Origin of the sequence: Salinicoccus sesuvii (genome assembly GCF_042648145.1) — a bacterium.
In the GTDB taxonomy this organism is placed as follows: domain Bacteria; phylum Bacillota; class Bacilli; order Staphylococcales; family Salinicoccaceae; genus Salinicoccus; species Salinicoccus sesuvii.
Genome location: NZ_JBHRWV010000004.1, coordinates 106448 through 121628, shown reverse-complemented (window position 1 = coordinate 121628; position 15181 = coordinate 106448). Strand labels below are relative to the sequence as shown.

The following is a 15181-nucleotide window of genomic DNA, read 5'->3' as shown; positions in this document are numbered from 1 at the left end:
GCACCAACAAGTAAAAGGGGTGAACTTTAGGCCGATGAAAAAATAATCCTTATTCTAAACGACAACATAATACGTCATGGTTTATTTCGTGATGGAAATTTATGTTGGAATAAGGGTTATATCGGATAAAGTGGGCAAGTACGTGTATTTGTCATACCTATTTTTGGATATATGCGCCTTATTCCGACAGGAAAAGAGGTGCTTTTTTATGTTGGAAATCAATAACTTAACATTGGAAGTCGAAGGGGAACAGCTGCTGCATGTGGATCAGGCACGCGTCGCAACACCGACAATCATCGGACTGATCGGTGACAACGGGTCGGGGAAGACGACACTGCTCCGGCACATTTTAGAAACGCATGACAATGTCACATACGTCCCGCAGATCAAGGAGAGAGAAGCAACGAAGAGTGGTGGAGAGACGACGAAGCAGTATCTGCTCGATGGCCTGAAGCAGTACAGCCAAATACTTTTGCTCGATGAACCGACGACCCATCTGGATGAGAACAATATTAAATGGCTGACAGGGAAACTGAAGCGCTATGACGGTATTGCGATCGTCATTTCGCATGACCGGCATTTTCTCGATCAAATCGCACGCGAGATCTGGTCGATTGAACAAAAGACACTCTTCAAGTATCCCGGCAACTATACGAAGTTCAAACAGATCCAAGAAGAGAAGCTTAAGCGCCAGCAGGAAGAATACCGCCAGTATGTGAATGAGAAAAAGGCCATTGAAAATAAGATCAAACGCAAGAATGATCAGGCAGCACGCGCCAATGTAGCAGAAGGGGTCGATCATGGGGATAGTGGATCGAGTCCATACTTCAACAGACTGCAGAAAAAACTGCACAGTACATCTAAGGCGATGGCATCCAGGCTTGATCATCTTGATGAGAAGGAGAAGCCAGTCGAGGAGAAGGAAATCCTGTTCCATAGTGCGACGGAAAACAAATACGGCCACAAGATGATCATTCGGTTTGAAGACAGTGTCGGCATCGGCGATCGGACATTGATACAGAATGCCGGTCTATATATTCGGAACGGCGAAAAGGTGGCCATCAGCGGGCCAAACGGTAGTGGCAAGACGACACTTATCAATCAAATATGTGCGAAGTACGAAAGACAACTCACTATTGGCTACTTCCATCAGAATCTAGAAGGGCTGGATGAGGAATGGACCATCCTTGAGAATGTGATGGAAACAGCCATCTATGATGAGACAACAGTGCGCATCATACTTGGTCGGCTCAGCATCAGGCGGAATGATGTCCATAAGCCGGTCAGACTGATCAGTGGTGGAGAACGCATCAAAGTGCAGCTTGTGAAAATACTGGTGATGGATGCGGATATCCTGGTTTTAGATGAACCGACCAATTATCTCGATGTCAGTTCGGTTGAAGCACTGGAGTCCATGATTGTGAATTACCCAAATGCCGTCTTGACCATCAGTCACGATAGGCGGTTTAAGGAGAATGTTTCAGATAAGGAATATGTCATCAAAGACAAAGGCCTGAAAGAGAATATGACCGTACGTTCCAGAGATGAGACGAATGAAGCACTGATGGTAGTTGAAAATAAGATTTCCCAAGTGCTGAGTGACATGGCGGACGGTTCTACCGAAGCGCTGGATAAGACATTCAAGGAACTGCTTGAAGAGAAGAAAAGATTGGTCAGTCAAAAGAAGTAATAGCTGGCGGGTACTAATATACTCACGGTTCAAGTAGCCGTTGACTTTCTGATAGTTTATCGCAACAGTAAGCTCCCCTGATTTACACTCGTAAATCAGGGGAGCTTCATCGTTTAGCGAGTTCGGATAGTTGTAAAAAAGCAGTAGGATTTACCCCAATTATTCAAGCATAGATCCAATATCAGAACCACCAGTAGGGTAGGCATAAATCATCTGTTTAAGGTCCTCTGTTTTCAGTTTGAACTGAATCGCAGTAGCGAAGTGGTTAATGAGTTCATCTGCTTCTCGACTGAGTAAGTGGGCGCCGAGGACGCAATCCGAATCTTCATCGATAATAATTTTGGCCATCGCGTATTTTTCATTCTTGCGTTGATAGGTATACCATTCAGAAGTGTCGATTTTATTGACTCTGATGTTGTAGCCTTGTTCTCTAGCGGCTTTTTCTGACAGTCCGACTGCTGACAGTTTTGGAAGTGTAAATACGACACTCGGCATCACTGTATAATCCGGGGTCCGTTTATTTTCATTGAGGAGATTGGACGCTACTATTTGGGTTTCCATTGCGGCAACTGGTGTCAGAGGCAGTCCTTTTGTGGCTGCTGCGTCTCCGGCCGCATAGACACGGGGGTTGCTGGTACTTTGCAGATGTTCATTAACAGAGATGCCTTCTTTCTCCCAGTCGACATTTCCTTTTTCAAGATTTAGACCGTCGATATTGGGAACGCGCCCGCCCCCGTGGACAATAAGATCACCTTCCAGTTTGAATGCGTCATCATTTTTCACACCTTCGACCGTAAGGGAAGAGCCGGCTTCCTTAATGGATTTCACCTCAGTGTTCAAGTGAACTTGAATACTGTTCTCTTCCGAACTTTTGACCAGTAGGTCTACAAGGTCTGGGTCAAAGTGTTTGAGCGGTTTCTCTCCTCGCTGAATGATATGTACTTCGGCACCCGCTCGCGCTGCGATATGCGCGAATTCAAAAGAGATATAGCCGCCACCTATAAAAATAACTTTTGAAGGCAGTTTATCTAGTTCTAGGAATTCATCGCTGTGTGTCAGATATTCGATTCCTTCAATCGGCAACTCGACCGGTTTTGCCCCAGTCCCAATCAGTATGTGCGTGCCAGTCAACTGGTGATCCGCAACTTCAATCGTTTCTTCGTCGATAAACGAGGCATGGCCGTGGAACATATGAATCCCTGCTTTATGCAGTTTCTTTACCGTTCCTTCAGGTATCGGTTCTGTGAATGTCCGCTTGAATGCCATCAATTCTGACCAATTGATGGAGGGTTGAGAAGCCAAACCCTTCCCCTGCATCCTTTCTGCGTCATCAATCATTTCGGCTGCCCCTACAAGTACTTTTTTAGGATCGCATCCTCTCAATGGACAAGTGCCTCCATAGGGACGAGAATCTATCACGGCGACTTCCCATCCTGCTTCTTTGCACTTTATGGCAGTCGCTGTGGCAGAACCTGTACCGATGACAATTAAATCAAAGTTTGTTTTCATTTGAGTCGCTCCTATTCAGGTTAAGTGGTTTCTCACATCTTTTCTCTAAAACGGCGTGGGTTAAACGCATATGCTAATCAATTTTCAAATTCAATTATTGATAAAATCGGTTTCCTAGTGCACTAATACAATGGCGTATATCCACCTAGTATTAGGGATAACTTTAAGAGTCGGTTTATAGTGGCTTTAAAGTCCTCTGTACTTTCAATGCTTTTGGCCTTGTATAGTTATGCCGACACAACGAATAACATAATTTTTCAACAACAGAAAAACGAGGATACATCAAGTATCCTCGTTACAATGCGTATTTGGTTTAGAAATCGACGTCATTCGGGTTCATACCGGAGAAGCCGACGTTCTCCATTGCATCCATCTGTTTCATGTCTTCATCAGAGATTTCGAAGTCGAATACATGAGTATTCTCTTCAATTCTTTCTGGTGTGACGGATTTCGGCAGTGGCAATGCACCATTCTGCAGTACATATCTGATACATAGCTGTGCCACGGATTTGTCGTATTTCTCTGCAATCTCCTTCAGTGACTCGTCTTCAAGCAGACGGCCGGATCCGATTGGACTCCATGCTTCAACAAGGATATCGTACTGTTTACAGAGGTCAACGACACCATCCTGCGTGTGACCCGGGTGGTATTCGATCTGGTTGACCATCGGTTTCACTTCGAATTCAAGAAGTGGCTCCAAGTGGTTAGTCATGAAGTTGGATACACCGATTGCTTTGACTTTGCCTGCTTCATGAAGCTCAGTCATGGCTCTCCACGTTTCGTTGTTGATCTCTTTCCAGTTGTCGAACTGCTTTTCGTTCGCTGGCCAGTGGATGAGGTAGAGGTCGAGATAGTCTGTATCGAGCTCTTTCAAGGTCTGTTCGAAAGCGGCTTTTGTTTTCTCGTAACCACGCTCCGAGTTCCATAGCTTGCTTGTAACGAAAAGATCTTCACGGGCGACGCCGGATTCTTTGATGGCCTGCCCGACGCTGCCTTCGTTTTTATATGCCGCGGCTGTATCGATATGGCGATAGCCGGATTCGATGGCTTTCTTTACTGAGTTTACTGCCGTCTTTCCATCTGGTGTCTGCCAAGTGCCAAAACCGACACATGGGATTTCAGTACCGTTGGATAGTGTGAACGTATCTGTCAAATTCTGCATATCTATTGCCTCGCTTTGTCTCAAGTATTTGGTACATATGCATTATATACCATCTTTACAGCATCTCAAACTTAAGAAGATCGAGAACGCCGCTAGATGGGCTTGGGAAAGCGAAGATCATGCTGGAGAGATCTTTGACGGTGACCTGCTGATTGACAGCGAATGTCAGTACGTTAATGAGATCTGCTGCATCATTGCCGTAGATTTCAACACCGACGAGCTGCTTGTTCTGATTGAGGACGATATCCATCTGTGCTTCCGTCTCATTTTTATACTCGAATACCATGCGCTCGCCGAACTTCACGGTTTTCACCGTATAACTATCGTCTTCTTTTGCTTGCGCCACAGTGACACCGATAGAAGAAAGGCGAGGGAGCGTATAGAGTACCATCGGAATGGCCGGGTACTCGATTGGATCCGGATTCATGCCAAGGATATTCGCTGCGATGTAATCCGATTCGAACGTTGCGGTTGGTGTCAGTTTTGGAATATCCTTATCGAGCACGTCACCACTTGCGTAGATGTGCTTTTGCGCTGTACGCAAGTAAGCATCCACTTCGACACCTTTTTTAGAATAACGGACGCCCGCGTTCTCGAGTCCGATACCTGCAACGTTCGGTACGCGCCCCGTCGCATCTACAACATAGTCAGTATCGAGTGCTAAGCCGGATTCGGTTTTAAGCGTATAGTCTGCTTCGTTCTTAACGATTTCTGTTGTACTTTCGTTAGAATGGAACTGGACGCCTTCTGCCTTCAGTTTATCCATCAACTGATCGACATGACCGGTGTGGAACCCTTCTAGGTAGTCATCAGAGTAGTTGATGATGTGGACTTCGGCACCTGCTTTGACGGCGATTGAAGCAAATTCAAACGTAATGATGCCGCCACCGATGAAAGTAATACGGCGCGGTAACACTTCAAGATCCATAAACTCACGGCTTGTGTGTGAATGCTCCTTACCTGTGATATCCAAGACATTACTATGCTGCCCAGTAGCGATGACGATATATTCTGAAGTAATCGTCCGATCGTCCACTTGGATTGTACGGGCATCTTGGAGTTTGCCGTGGCCCATGAGAATGTCGATGCCAGCTTGTTCCATCATCTGCTGCATGCCGTCAGACATCGGGTTGATGACTTGCTTCTTATATTCCATGAGTGCCGGCCAGTCGACGGACACATCTTGACTTAAGATTCCTTCGTAGTGTCCGAGTTTCTCTAGAACTTCGAACGGTCCTTCGAGAAGAATTTTCGGATTACAGCCGTAGTTGGTGCATGTGCCTGCGATTGTATCCTTCTCAATGATTGCGACGGACTTGCCTGCTTGCCTAAGTGTCAGGGCTGCATGCCATGCGGCGTGTCCACTGCCGATGAATGTTACGTCATAATTATAGTCTGCCATTGTTGTCATCCTCCATTTTTGATTCATCTGTTAATAAAGTTCTCAGCGTCTCTTCAAGCTGGTTGATGGTTGCCTGTGCGTCTTTGTACTGATCGATATCAAGATGTTCCTTGCCGATGCATGCGGCAATCGCTTTCTGTATGGGGGCTTCAGCCGCCCGGCCGCGCTCGGTCAGGTGTGCCGTCAACTGACGTCTGTCGTGGGGAGATTTCTCGCGTGTCAGCCATCCGGCTTCCTCCATCCGGCGGAGTACCGGGGTTAGGGTATTGCTTTCTAAGTAGAGGGCCTCACCGATCTGGTGGAGCGTCCGTCCGCCCTCTTCCCAAAGCGCCATCATTACAAGATACTGCGAGTAGGTCAATCCGAAATCCGAAAGCGCGCGCTGGTAGAATTTCGTAAAGAGCCGACTCGTATTATAGACCGAAAAACAGAGCTGGTTGGCCAGCTTGAAACCATCTGTCTGCAAATCATTCACCTACTTTCAATCGTGCACGATTAATTGAAGTGTAGATTAATCCGCATCATCTTTCAAAACATATGCTTCAAAGAATTGATGGAAGAGCGCGCATCCTCTATTATTAGGTGGAGGTAAGTGATGCGGATGGAGGAATACGATGAAGAAGAAAGAACGCAGTGCCACGCTTGTCAGCGAATATGTAGCGCAGATACAATGCCCGATGTGTGGCGCAGGGATGAAAGTCTTGTCACTGACCAGTCTCGTATGTAGTAATAACCATACATTCGATTTTGCCAAACAAGGCTATGTCAATATGCTGAGCCGACCGGTCGCTACCCAGTATGATCAAGCACTATTTGAAAACCGCAGAGACTTTATTTTAAATAGCGGATTCTATGCGAAGATGCACGAAGCCGTTGTGGATATCATACATCGCCAATTAGCGCCGGGTCCTATGACCATATTGGACGCAGGCAGTGGGGAAGGCTCCCATATGGAACAAATTCTAAAAAAGGCTGGCGCGGGACATATTGGCATTGGACTCGATATCGCCAAAGGAGGCATTCTGCTGGCAGCAAAAAACTACCCGGATTCAATCTGGTTGGTCGGTGATCTGGCCAACCTGCCGATGAAAGCTGGCAGTTGTGATGTCATTTTGAACATCCTCTCGCCGGCCAACTATAATGAATTCAACCGGGTGATCAAACCAAGCGGCATCGTCATCAAAGTGGTCCCTCGGTCAGGTTACCTTTCAGAACTGCGCCAAGCACTCTACCAAGATACAGACAAGGCAGACTATGACAATGCTGGAACGATAGCCTTATTCGAAGAACACTTTGAAGTGCTCGAGCGGGTTTGTCTAACAGAGCAGGTCATGCTTGATCAATCCGCACTTGCCAATTTAATCCGGATGTCGCCGCTTGCGTGGCATCATGAAGACGGGGACTTAGATAATTTTATCTCAAAAAGTAGGCCAGTGACGATTGACCTTGAAATACTAGTCGGTAGACAGACCAATTAAATAGGTCGAGTGTTTAGCGTTTTACTCCTTGAGGTAAAGTGAATGGTAACTTACACTAGGAGGGGTAGAATGACAGAACAGAACAATGCCAATCGTGGTAACTACTTTGAAAAAAGAGAAGGCACAAGTGATGCACGCTATCACGTAGTCCCAGGGGATGATAAGAAATGGGCAGTCAAAGAAGAAGGACAGGATAATCCAGTTTTCACTTCAGACAACAAGAACGAAGCGATTGATGAAGCAAAGAAACGCGCTGAAGAAGCGCAGTCCAAAGCTATCATTCATGACGATGAAGGCACGATCGAAAAGCAGGTTGAATACGATCAGTAGCAAATGGCTAAAATCATAAGTCCCAAAGACATTCAAGCATATGGATGTCTTTTTTGCTGTATAGAAAAAGTTTTAAGCATGCTTTCGACTTTATTGCTAATCAATCGGGTAAAGAGTGGATGTAACAATCTTTCCGTTCCATATAGAAGGAAAGATTTACCCGATATATAAAAGGAGTAGGTCAGATGAACCGGACACTGAAAGTTTCAACAGCCCTGGCTTCTATCGCAGGGGCTACCGCAACGCTATATTCCTTGCGTGCACTCCGCCTCCATAACGGCAGCATCGGCAGCCGAGTGGCAGAGGATGTGATCAGAATCGTAAACTCGGGTGCTGAACCACTGGATCAGAATCGAATCGATGCCAAAATCAAAGAAAATCGCAAGGAGCATAAGGTCGCTGATGGGCTTATGAATTCCGAAGTCGAAGTCTTCTACAAGGATGGCATGAAAGTGTTCAGGGTCTGGCCCGGGAAAGAAAAGCCGGCACGGAGCATGCTTTATCTGCATGGGGGCGGCTATATCAACCAGCCGTCACTGTTCCATTGGCTTTTCGTAGATCGTATGGTCCAGGATAGCGGCATGGAATTCATCGTACCGATCTATCCGAAAACACCTGAATATACGTTCAAGGACGCCTATCAGGTGGTGTCCGACTTGTATATCGATCTGGCCAAAGCGCATCCAGAAGGGCTGGCGCTGATGGGAGATTCAGCAGGCGGGGGACTTGCACTCGGTCTCAGCCAGTGGCTCAGATCACATGGACACCCGATGCCGAAATTACTGATTCTCATGTCCCCATGGCTCGATATTTCCGTTGAAAATCCAGAGGTGGGTGTCTATCAGGCGCTTGATCCGATGCTCAGCGTTACAAGCCTGAAGGATGTTGGGCGCGCGTGGTCGGGTGGTGCGGATCCATCGGACTACAGGCTTTCACCAATGTACGGTGACTTGAAGGATCTGCCGAAGATTGCCATGTTTGCGGGCACACGGGAAGTCTGTCTGCCGGATGCAAGAAAATTTGCCTCCCTGCTTAAAGAAGCGCGTGTGGATTTTGTTTACTATGAATATCCGTGGATGAACCATATTTTCCCGCTCTACCCAATCAAGGAAGGGCGTGAAGCTAGACAGCAGATTCTGGCGTTGCTCGAGACAATGGAGTAGCGCCCAATCCTATTCTATAACTGCTTAAAATCTGTTATAGTCGAAACATCATAAAAATCAAAAGAATGGAACTGCAGGTGAAGCAATGATTACCATCAATGATATCGCAGAGCAAGCCGGAGTGTCGCGGACAACTGTATCCCGGGTGATTAATAATACGGGATACGTCAGTGAGAAGGCCAGAAAAAGGGTGATGGACGTCATCGGGGAGACGGGCTATGTCCCAAGCCAGCATGCGAAGTCGCTACGGACGAAAAAGACTAAAATCATCGGTGTCATCTTGCCGAAGATCAGCACGGATACATCTTCAAGAACAGTAAATGGTATGACGGAAGTGTTCGAAGCAATCGGCTACCAGATTCTGTTGACGAGTACAAACCTAGACAGTGAAAAGGAACTTGAGCATCTCAAACTGTTACAAAACCGTCAAGTCGACGGCATTATCCTGATTGCGACGAATACAAGCCAGGCACTGCTTGATGAAATTAAAGCGTCCAAAGTGCCTGTAGTCCTCGTCGGCCAGCAAATGGCCGGCGTCCCTTCAGTCACTTTTGATGACTATGCGGCAGCGCGTCACATGACAACGCTCATGATTGAGAAGGGGCACAAGCATATCGGCTATATCGGTGTCGACGAAGCGGACCGGTCGGTCGGCGTCCTAAGGAAACAGGGCTATTTGGATGTGATGACCGAACATGGCCTTCATATAGAAGATGCCTGGATACAACAAGGCGACTTCTCGATTGATTCCGGCTATGATGCAATGAAACGTATGATGCATGAATCTGCGGGTTCCCTGGATGGTGTTTTTGCAGCGACGGATAGGATGGCACTCGGTGCGTGGCGATACATAAAGCAGCAAGGGCTGAGTATCCCAGGTGATATTGCCATTGTCGGTATCGGTTCTTCTGAAACTAGCCGCTTCATTGACCCGGCGATGACAACTATAGAATACGCACACGCCCAGGCTGGAGCGGCGGCGGCAGAAATTATTCTTCAGATTCTCGAAGAGGATAAAGAGATATCTGATAAAAAAGTGCTTGACTTTACGCTTGTTGAGAGAGATAGTTTATAGTAAGAATGAAAGCGTAAACATTCGTTTTCATTTTTTTCTGCACAAATGTGGAATCGATTCCCTTATTCAGATTATTTAGCTAAAAGGAGTGTTGAAGTTGTCGGAAAATAGTAAGATTGCCAAATCAGTCATTGAAGCAGTAGGGGGAGAAGACAATATTTCTTCTGTCGCTCATTGCGCCACACGTTTACGCTTAATCATAGAAGATCGGAGCAAGATCGACCAGGAAGCAGTCGAGAACATCGATAAGGTGAAGGGTGCCTTTTACAATTCCGGTCAGTATCAGATCATTTTCGGAACCGGTACAGTCAATAGAGTCCACGAAGAAATGCTCAAGTTCGGTTTTGAAGGGTCAACGAAAAACGAAGCGAAAAAAGAAGGGACTAAGAAAGGCAATCCCATACAACGTGCCATCCGGTCATTTGGCGACGTCTTCGTGCCGATTATCCCAGTTCTTGTTGCCACAGGGCTTTTCATGGGTCTGCGCGGGCTTATTGTACAGGAGCAGGTTCTCGGATTATTTGGCCTCACTCCAGACGATATCTCAGAGAACTTCCTGCTCTTTACGGAAGTTCTGACGGACACGGCATTCATCTTCCTCCCCGCACTTGTCGCCTGGTCGACTTTCCGGGTATTCGGCGGGACACCGATCATCGGTCTCATCCTTGGTTTGATGCTTGTGAGCCCTGCATTACCGAATGCATGGGACGTTGCAGGCGGCGGGGAGCCGATTATGTTCGCCGGGTTCATTCCAGTTGTTGGCTATCAGGCTTCTGTCTTGCCAGCGTTCATCGCGGGTATCATCGGTGCGAAAGTAGAGCGGTTCATCCGCAACAGAGTCCCAGAAGCGTTGGATCTGATTGTCACACCATTTCTGACACTCTTGCTTATGATTACACTGGCGCTCTTTATCATCGGACCCATATTCCACGCGCTTGAAGGGGTCATACTACAAGCGACACTTGCGGTGTTGGCATGGCCATTTGGCATCAGTGGTATTTTGATCGGGGGTCTCAACCAGATCATTGTCATCACCGGTGTCCATCACATTTTCAACTTGCTTGAAATACAGCTGCTCGATGAGCTGGGTGCAAATCCCTACAATGCCATCATCACTGCAAGTGTGGCAGCACAAGGTGGAGCGACACTTGCGGTTGGTCTAAAGACGAAATCAAAGAAACTGAAAGCGCTAGCGTTGCCGTCTTCATTCTCGGCATTCCTCGGGATTACGGAACCGGCCATTTTCGGTGTCAATCTGCGCTATATCAAGCCATTCATCATGGGACTTATCGGCGGGGCGGCTGGCGGATTTGTTGCTTCCATCTCAGGACTTGCTGGGACCGGCATGGCGATTACCGTCATTCCTGGGACATTACTTTACCTGAATGAGCAAATCTTCATGTATCTGTTGGTCAACTTGGTCGCAATCGCTGTAGCATTCGTTCTGACGTGGCTATTCGGATACTCCGATAAAGAAGCCAAAGAAATCACTGAAGCGTAAAAGGAGTTTTACCATAATGAAACAAGACAATATCCAGATCCAGATAAACGATGCGGTCGCAGGCAACAGGGCGTATGTTCACAACGATCCTTACCATCTGGAGTATCACTTGATGCCGCCGGTCGGCCTCGCGAATGATCCGAATGGTCTGATCTACTTCAAGGGGACTTACCACATCTTCTTCCAGTGGAATCCTTTTGGTACAACGCATGGCTACAAGGCGTGGGGGCACTATACTTCAACGAATCTCATCGACTGGAGATTAGAACCCGCGGCACTGAAGCCGGAGGCATGGTACGACAAGAATGGATGTTATTCCGGCAGTGCGATTGAACATGACGGCGTCCTCTATCTTTTCTATACAGGCAACGTGAAGGACGCGCAGGATCAGAGGTCCACCTATCAGTGTCTGGCGGTATCAGAGGATGGCATCGATTTCGACAAGAAAGGGCCGGTGCTCCACCTGCCAGAAGGCTACACACCCCATTTCAGAGATCCGAAAGTTTGGAAATCGGGTAATGAGTGGCTAATGATCCTAGGCGCCCAAAATACTTCACTTAAAGGGGAAGCAGTGCTTGCGCGTTCAGAGAATCTCACGGACTGGGAATTTATCGGTCCCGTTGCGGGCAATGATATGAATGGACTCCGGGACTTCGGTTATATGTGGGAGTGCCCCGATCTATTCCCACTTTCTGATAAGGACGTCTTGATCGTCTGTCCACAAGGGCTGGAAGCAGCTGGCGATGACTACCACAACCTGTTCCAGGCGGGATACTTTATTGGAGAGTTCGATTCCAGCAACCATACTTTCCAGCATGGCAGCTTTGCGGAACTTGACAAAGGCTTTGATTTCTACGCCCCGCAAACCTTCACCGATGGGTCGGGACGCAGGATACTTCTCGGCTGGATGGGCATGACCGATGATCAAGAGCAGAATCATCCGACAATCAGAAACAACTGGATCCACGCCCTGACGATACCAAGGGCGCTCGAAATAAGAAATGGTGTACTGGTGCAGCAGCCAGTCACCGAACTCAAAAAGTTAAGAGGCCATAAAAAACACTATTCCAAGCTTGAACTCGAGAAAGATGTCGCGTTTCGTGAAGTCATTGCACCGATGAGCGAGATGCTCTTGACATTCACCCGTCCGGTCGAAGAGGCATTTGAGATGGATATCAGGAACACTTTGAACATCTCTTACGTGGCGAATCGGCTTACTGTTGAAAGAAGGACGTTCGAGGGTACAGACACGGAGCAGCGCACGTTCAGTCTGGATCTGCTCTCCGAGTTGCAGATTTTTGTCGACCGTTCATCTGTAGAAATTTTCGTCAATGGGGGGGAGACCGTTGTAACGAGCCGCTATTTCCCGACAGACGATGACGCGGTAAATATTAGAGGGCATATGCACTTCGATCTTTCAGTATGGGAGATTGAGAGCGGCAGAGTGGATATATAAGAAGTGAACGTGCCAGATATCGGCTACTATAGAAACAAGGGGGCAGACATATGTCTGCCCCCTTGTTTCTATAGTTCTATATATCTTTTCAGATGTTTGGCTGTAATGGACTCTTGAATAGTCAGTAAGTCGCGCGGTGTTCCGCTATAGAGGATGCGGCCGCCTCTTGCGCCGGCGCCAGGTCCGACATCGACAATCCAGTCGGCGTGGGTCATCATTGTCAGGTTGTGCTCAATAATGATGACGGTGTTGCCTTGTGAGATCAGTTGCTCGAAACAGTCGAGTAGGGTCGGTATGTCATCTTCGTGCAGACCGGTCGTTGGTTCGTCGAAGATGAATGTCTTGCCGGTGGCTTCACTATCAAGATAGCGACTCAGCTTGACGCGTTGAATCTCTCCGCCTGAGAGCGTATCAAGGGACTGGCCGAGTGTCATGTAATGCAGGCCTGTATCCTTGACGGTGCCGAGACGTTCGACTACGCGGGTGCTGGATGTGAAGACGGTCAGTGCTTCTTCAACCGTGAGTGCCAAGACATCCGCAATGGAATAGCCGTCAACTTTGGCTTCAAGTACTTCCGGACGATACCTGGTGCCATGACATACTTCACAAGTTTGGGAGAAATCCGCCATGAAAGCGAGTTCTGTCTTTAGGACCCCTTTGCCGTTGCATTCAGGGCAGGCGCCTTCCGAATTGTAGCTGAACATGCCTTTTCTCAGTCCAGTCTCCTTACTGAAGAATGTACGAACCTCGTCAAACAGATCCATGTAGGTCAGAAGATTGGAGCGGTTGGACGCACGGACCGGCTTCTGGTCGATGAAGAGGGCATCTTTATCTTTTTTGAAGCCGGTACGAATAAGGGTACTCTTGCCTGAACCGGCGACACCGGTGATAACAGACAGTGCTGATGTGGGTATATCGACGGATACATCATTCAGATTGTTCCGGGTAATATTCTTGAGATGGATGAAGTCTTGTGGTGTCCTTGGGTCATCTTTCAGCTGATGGGATCGCTTCAGTGCAGTACCGGTCGGAGTGTCCGAGGCCATGAGTGCGTCGTATGATCCTGTAAAGATCACTTCGCCACCATGTTGACCGGCGCCGGGGCCGATATCGATGACGTGATCCGCAATGTCGATGACATCGGGGTCATGTTCGACGACGAGTACAGTGTTACCTTTGTCGCGGATCGAGCACATGATTTCATTAATCTTCTCAATGTCTTCCGGATGGAGTCCGACACTCGGTTCATCGATGATATAAACAAGATCGGTCAATGGGCTGTTCAAGTGACGGATCAGTTTGATCCGCTGGGACTCACCGCCTGATAGGGAAGGGGTCTCACGGTCGAGTGTCAGATAGTTGAGTCCCACGTAGGCGAGGGATTCCATCTGGTCAAGTAACGGTCGGATGATATATTCCGACTTCGGATCATCGAGAGATTTTAGGAATGGGATGGCTTCTTCAATCGACAGGTGCGTAAAGTCAGCAATATCCAGATCTTTGATTTTACACGAAAGGACGGTTTCGTTGAGCCGTTTACCCTCGCACTCTGGGCACTTGCGGCTTGTTACAACACGTTCCACATCCTCTATAAAACGCTTCTTCTCGAAATTATCATTGAGCAGGAATGAGCGTCTAAAGCGGTGGACGAGCCCTTCGAACTTCGCGGTTCTCGGCCAGTTGTCCGGCGGATCTTTCAGTTTCTTTGGTTTTGTGTAAAGGAAGGTTTCCATCTCTTCTTTGGAGTAGTCCTTGAGCTTCTTATCGTTATCGAACAGCCCACTGTAAAGATAGCGTTTGCCGCGCCAACTGTCTGGTCTAAATGACGGAAAGCGGATGGCGTCATCGTTGAGTGACCGGTCGTAGTCGAGCAACTCATCAAGATCGATATCCTCTACGTAACCGAGTCCCTGGCAGCGTTCGCACATGCCGCTCGGGTTGTTGAAGGAGAAGATGTTGGAGTAGCCGACAAATGGTTCGCCGATCCGCGACCAAAGTAAGCGGACAGACGAATAGATGTCCGATATCGTTCCTACAGTCGAGCGGGAGTTCCCCCCGAGCCGCTTCTGGTTGATAATCATTGCGACGGGCAGATTCTCTATCTGGTCTACATCTGGTTTTTCATATTGAGTCAGCTGGTTTTGGATATAGCTTGAATAGGTTTCATTAAGCAACCGTTCCGATTCTGCAGCCAGTGTACTGAATACTAGGGACGATTTACCGGAGCCGGAACGTCCCGTAAAGACAGTAAGTTTGTGTTTTGGTATATCGACGCTTACATTCTTAAGATTATTCTGGTTGGCGCCTTTGATGCGTATATTCGACATGACTTTCACCTCTTCTGTACAGTCTACCCTGTCAAACTGAAAAGGACACGTGAGCAGACGATAAAAGATGTGGAATATCCAGCGCAGA

Annotated in this window: 12 protein-coding genes; 7 read left to right on the top strand and 5 right to left on the bottom strand. The window is 47.7% G+C overall.

Annotated features, from left to right (window positions below):
• The first annotated feature begins 208 nt into the window (after window positions 1-208).
• Window positions 209-1690: a ribosomal protection-like ABC-F family protein gene (gene abc-f / locus ACFOJ8_RS05100; RefSeq protein ID WP_380652578.1), complete on the top strand. Its 1482-nt coding sequence runs from the start codon at window positions 209-211 to the stop codon at window positions 1688-1690.
• Between the two features lie 159 nt (window positions 1691-1849).
• Here abc-f and ACFOJ8_RS05095 read toward each other — a convergent pair whose 3' ends face one another.
• The 4 genes from ACFOJ8_RS05095 to ACFOJ8_RS05080 all read right to left on the bottom strand — a co-directional run bounded on the left by ACFOJ8_RS05095 (window position 1850) and on the right by ACFOJ8_RS05080 (window position 6238).
• Window positions 1850-3199, bottom strand: a complete 1350-nt coding sequence (locus ACFOJ8_RS05095) for a dihydrolipoyl dehydrogenase family protein (protein WP_380652581.1) — start codon at window positions 3197-3199, stop codon at window positions 1850-1852.
• A gap of 313 nt (window positions 3200-3512) precedes the next feature.
• A complete protein-coding gene (locus tag ACFOJ8_RS05090; RefSeq protein ID WP_380652584.1) occupies window positions 3513-4361 on the bottom strand; it encodes an aldo/keto reductase in 849 nt (282 codons plus the stop codon).
• A 55-nt stretch (window positions 4362-4416) separates the two neighbouring features.
• Complete coding sequence (locus ACFOJ8_RS05085; RefSeq protein WP_380652587.1) at window positions 4417-5763, bottom strand: dihydrolipoyl dehydrogenase family protein; 1347 nt, start codon at window positions 5761-5763, stop codon at window positions 4417-4419.
• Window positions 5750-6238, bottom strand: a complete 489-nt coding sequence (locus ACFOJ8_RS05080; protein WP_380659887.1) for a MarR family winged helix-turn-helix transcriptional regulator — start codon at window positions 6236-6238, stop codon at window positions 5750-5752. Before ACFOJ8_RS05080 ends, ACFOJ8_RS05085 begins: the two co-directional genes overlap by 14 nt.
• Before the next feature lie 139 nt (window positions 6239-6377).
• Between ACFOJ8_RS05080 and ACFOJ8_RS05075 the strand changes: the two genes are divergently transcribed.
• From ACFOJ8_RS05075 to ACFOJ8_RS05050, 6 genes are all read left to right on the top strand, one after another.
• Window positions 6378-7241 carry a putative RNA methyltransferase gene (locus tag ACFOJ8_RS05075; protein ID WP_380652591.1) on the top strand — a complete coding sequence of 288 codons (864 nt, stop codon included), beginning with the start codon at window positions 6378-6380 and terminating at the stop codon, window positions 7239-7241.
• A 69-nt stretch (window positions 7242-7310) separates the two neighbouring features.
• The gene (locus tag ACFOJ8_RS05070) at window positions 7311-7571 is read left to right on the top strand and encodes a DUF2188 domain-containing protein (protein ID WP_380652593.1); all 261 of its coding nucleotides are present in this window, start codon (window positions 7311-7313) and stop codon (window positions 7569-7571) included.
• 185 nt (window positions 7572-7756) lie between these two features.
• Window positions 7757-8734 (top strand): alpha/beta hydrolase fold domain-containing protein, encoded by a 978-nt coding sequence (locus ACFOJ8_RS05065; protein WP_380652595.1) that lies wholly within the window; start codon window positions 7757-7759, stop codon window positions 8732-8734.
• An 85-nt stretch (window positions 8735-8819) separates the two neighbouring features.
• Window positions 8820-9809: a LacI family DNA-binding transcriptional regulator gene (locus ACFOJ8_RS05060; RefSeq protein ID WP_380652597.1), complete on the top strand. Its 990-nt coding sequence runs from the start codon at window positions 8820-8822 to the stop codon at window positions 9807-9809.
• Window positions 9810-9906: 97 nt separating this feature from the next.
• Entirely contained in the window at window positions 9907-11310 is a 1404-nt protein-coding gene (locus ACFOJ8_RS05055; protein ID WP_380652599.1) for a sucrose-specific PTS transporter subunit IIBC, read from the top strand.
• A 16-nt stretch (window positions 11311-11326) separates the two neighbouring features.
• The gene (locus ACFOJ8_RS05050; RefSeq protein ID WP_380652602.1) at window positions 11327-12766 is read left to right on the top strand and encodes a sucrose-6-phosphate hydrolase; all 1440 of its coding nucleotides are present in this window, start codon (window positions 11327-11329) and stop codon (window positions 12764-12766) included.
• Between the two features lie 68 nt (window positions 12767-12834).
• On the opposite strand, the gene ACFOJ8_RS05045 is transcribed toward ACFOJ8_RS05050, so the two are convergent.
• Window positions 12835-15093, bottom strand: a complete 2259-nt coding sequence (locus tag ACFOJ8_RS05045; protein WP_380652605.1) for an ATP-binding cassette domain-containing protein — start codon at window positions 15091-15093, stop codon at window positions 12835-12837.
• Window positions 15094-15181 lie beyond the last annotated feature (88 nt).

Bases quoted from the DNA above. Each gene is read 5' to 3' on its own strand.
- ACFOJ8_RS05070 (WP_380652593.1), top strand. From the start codon at position 7,311: ATGACAGAACAGAACAATGCCAATCGTGGTAACTACTTTGAAAAAAGA.
- ACFOJ8_RS05065 (WP_380652595.1), top strand. From the start codon at position 7,757: ATGAACCGGACACTGAAAGTTTCAACAGCCCTGGCTTCTATCGCAGGG.
- ACFOJ8_RS05060 (WP_380652597.1), top strand. From the start codon at position 8,820: ATGATTACCATCAATGATATCGCAGAGCAAGCCGGAGTGTCGCGGACA.
- abc-f (WP_380652578.1), top strand. From the start codon at position 209: ATGTTGGAAATCAATAACTTAACATTGGAAGTCGAAGGGGAACAGCTG.
- ACFOJ8_RS05075 (WP_380652591.1), top strand. From the start codon at position 6,378: ATGAAGAAGAAAGAACGCAGTGCCACGCTTGTCAGCGAATATGTAGCG.
- ACFOJ8_RS05090 (WP_380652584.1), bottom strand. From the start codon at position 4,361: ATGCAGAATTTGACAGATACGTTCACACTATCCAACGGTACTGAAATC.
- ACFOJ8_RS05095 (WP_380652581.1), bottom strand. From the start codon at position 3,199: ATGAAAACAAACTTTGATTTAATTGTCATCGGTACAGGTTCTGCCACA.
- ACFOJ8_RS05085 (WP_380652587.1), bottom strand. From the start codon at position 5,763: ATGGCAGACTATAATTATGACGTAACATTCATCGGCAGTGGACACGCC.
- ACFOJ8_RS05045 (WP_380652605.1), bottom strand. From the start codon at position 15,093: ATGTCGAATATACGCATCAAAGGCGCCAACCAGAATAATCTTAAGAAT.
- ACFOJ8_RS05050 (WP_380652602.1), top strand. From the start codon at position 11,327: ATGAAACAAGACAATATCCAGATCCAGATAAACGATGCGGTCGCAGGC.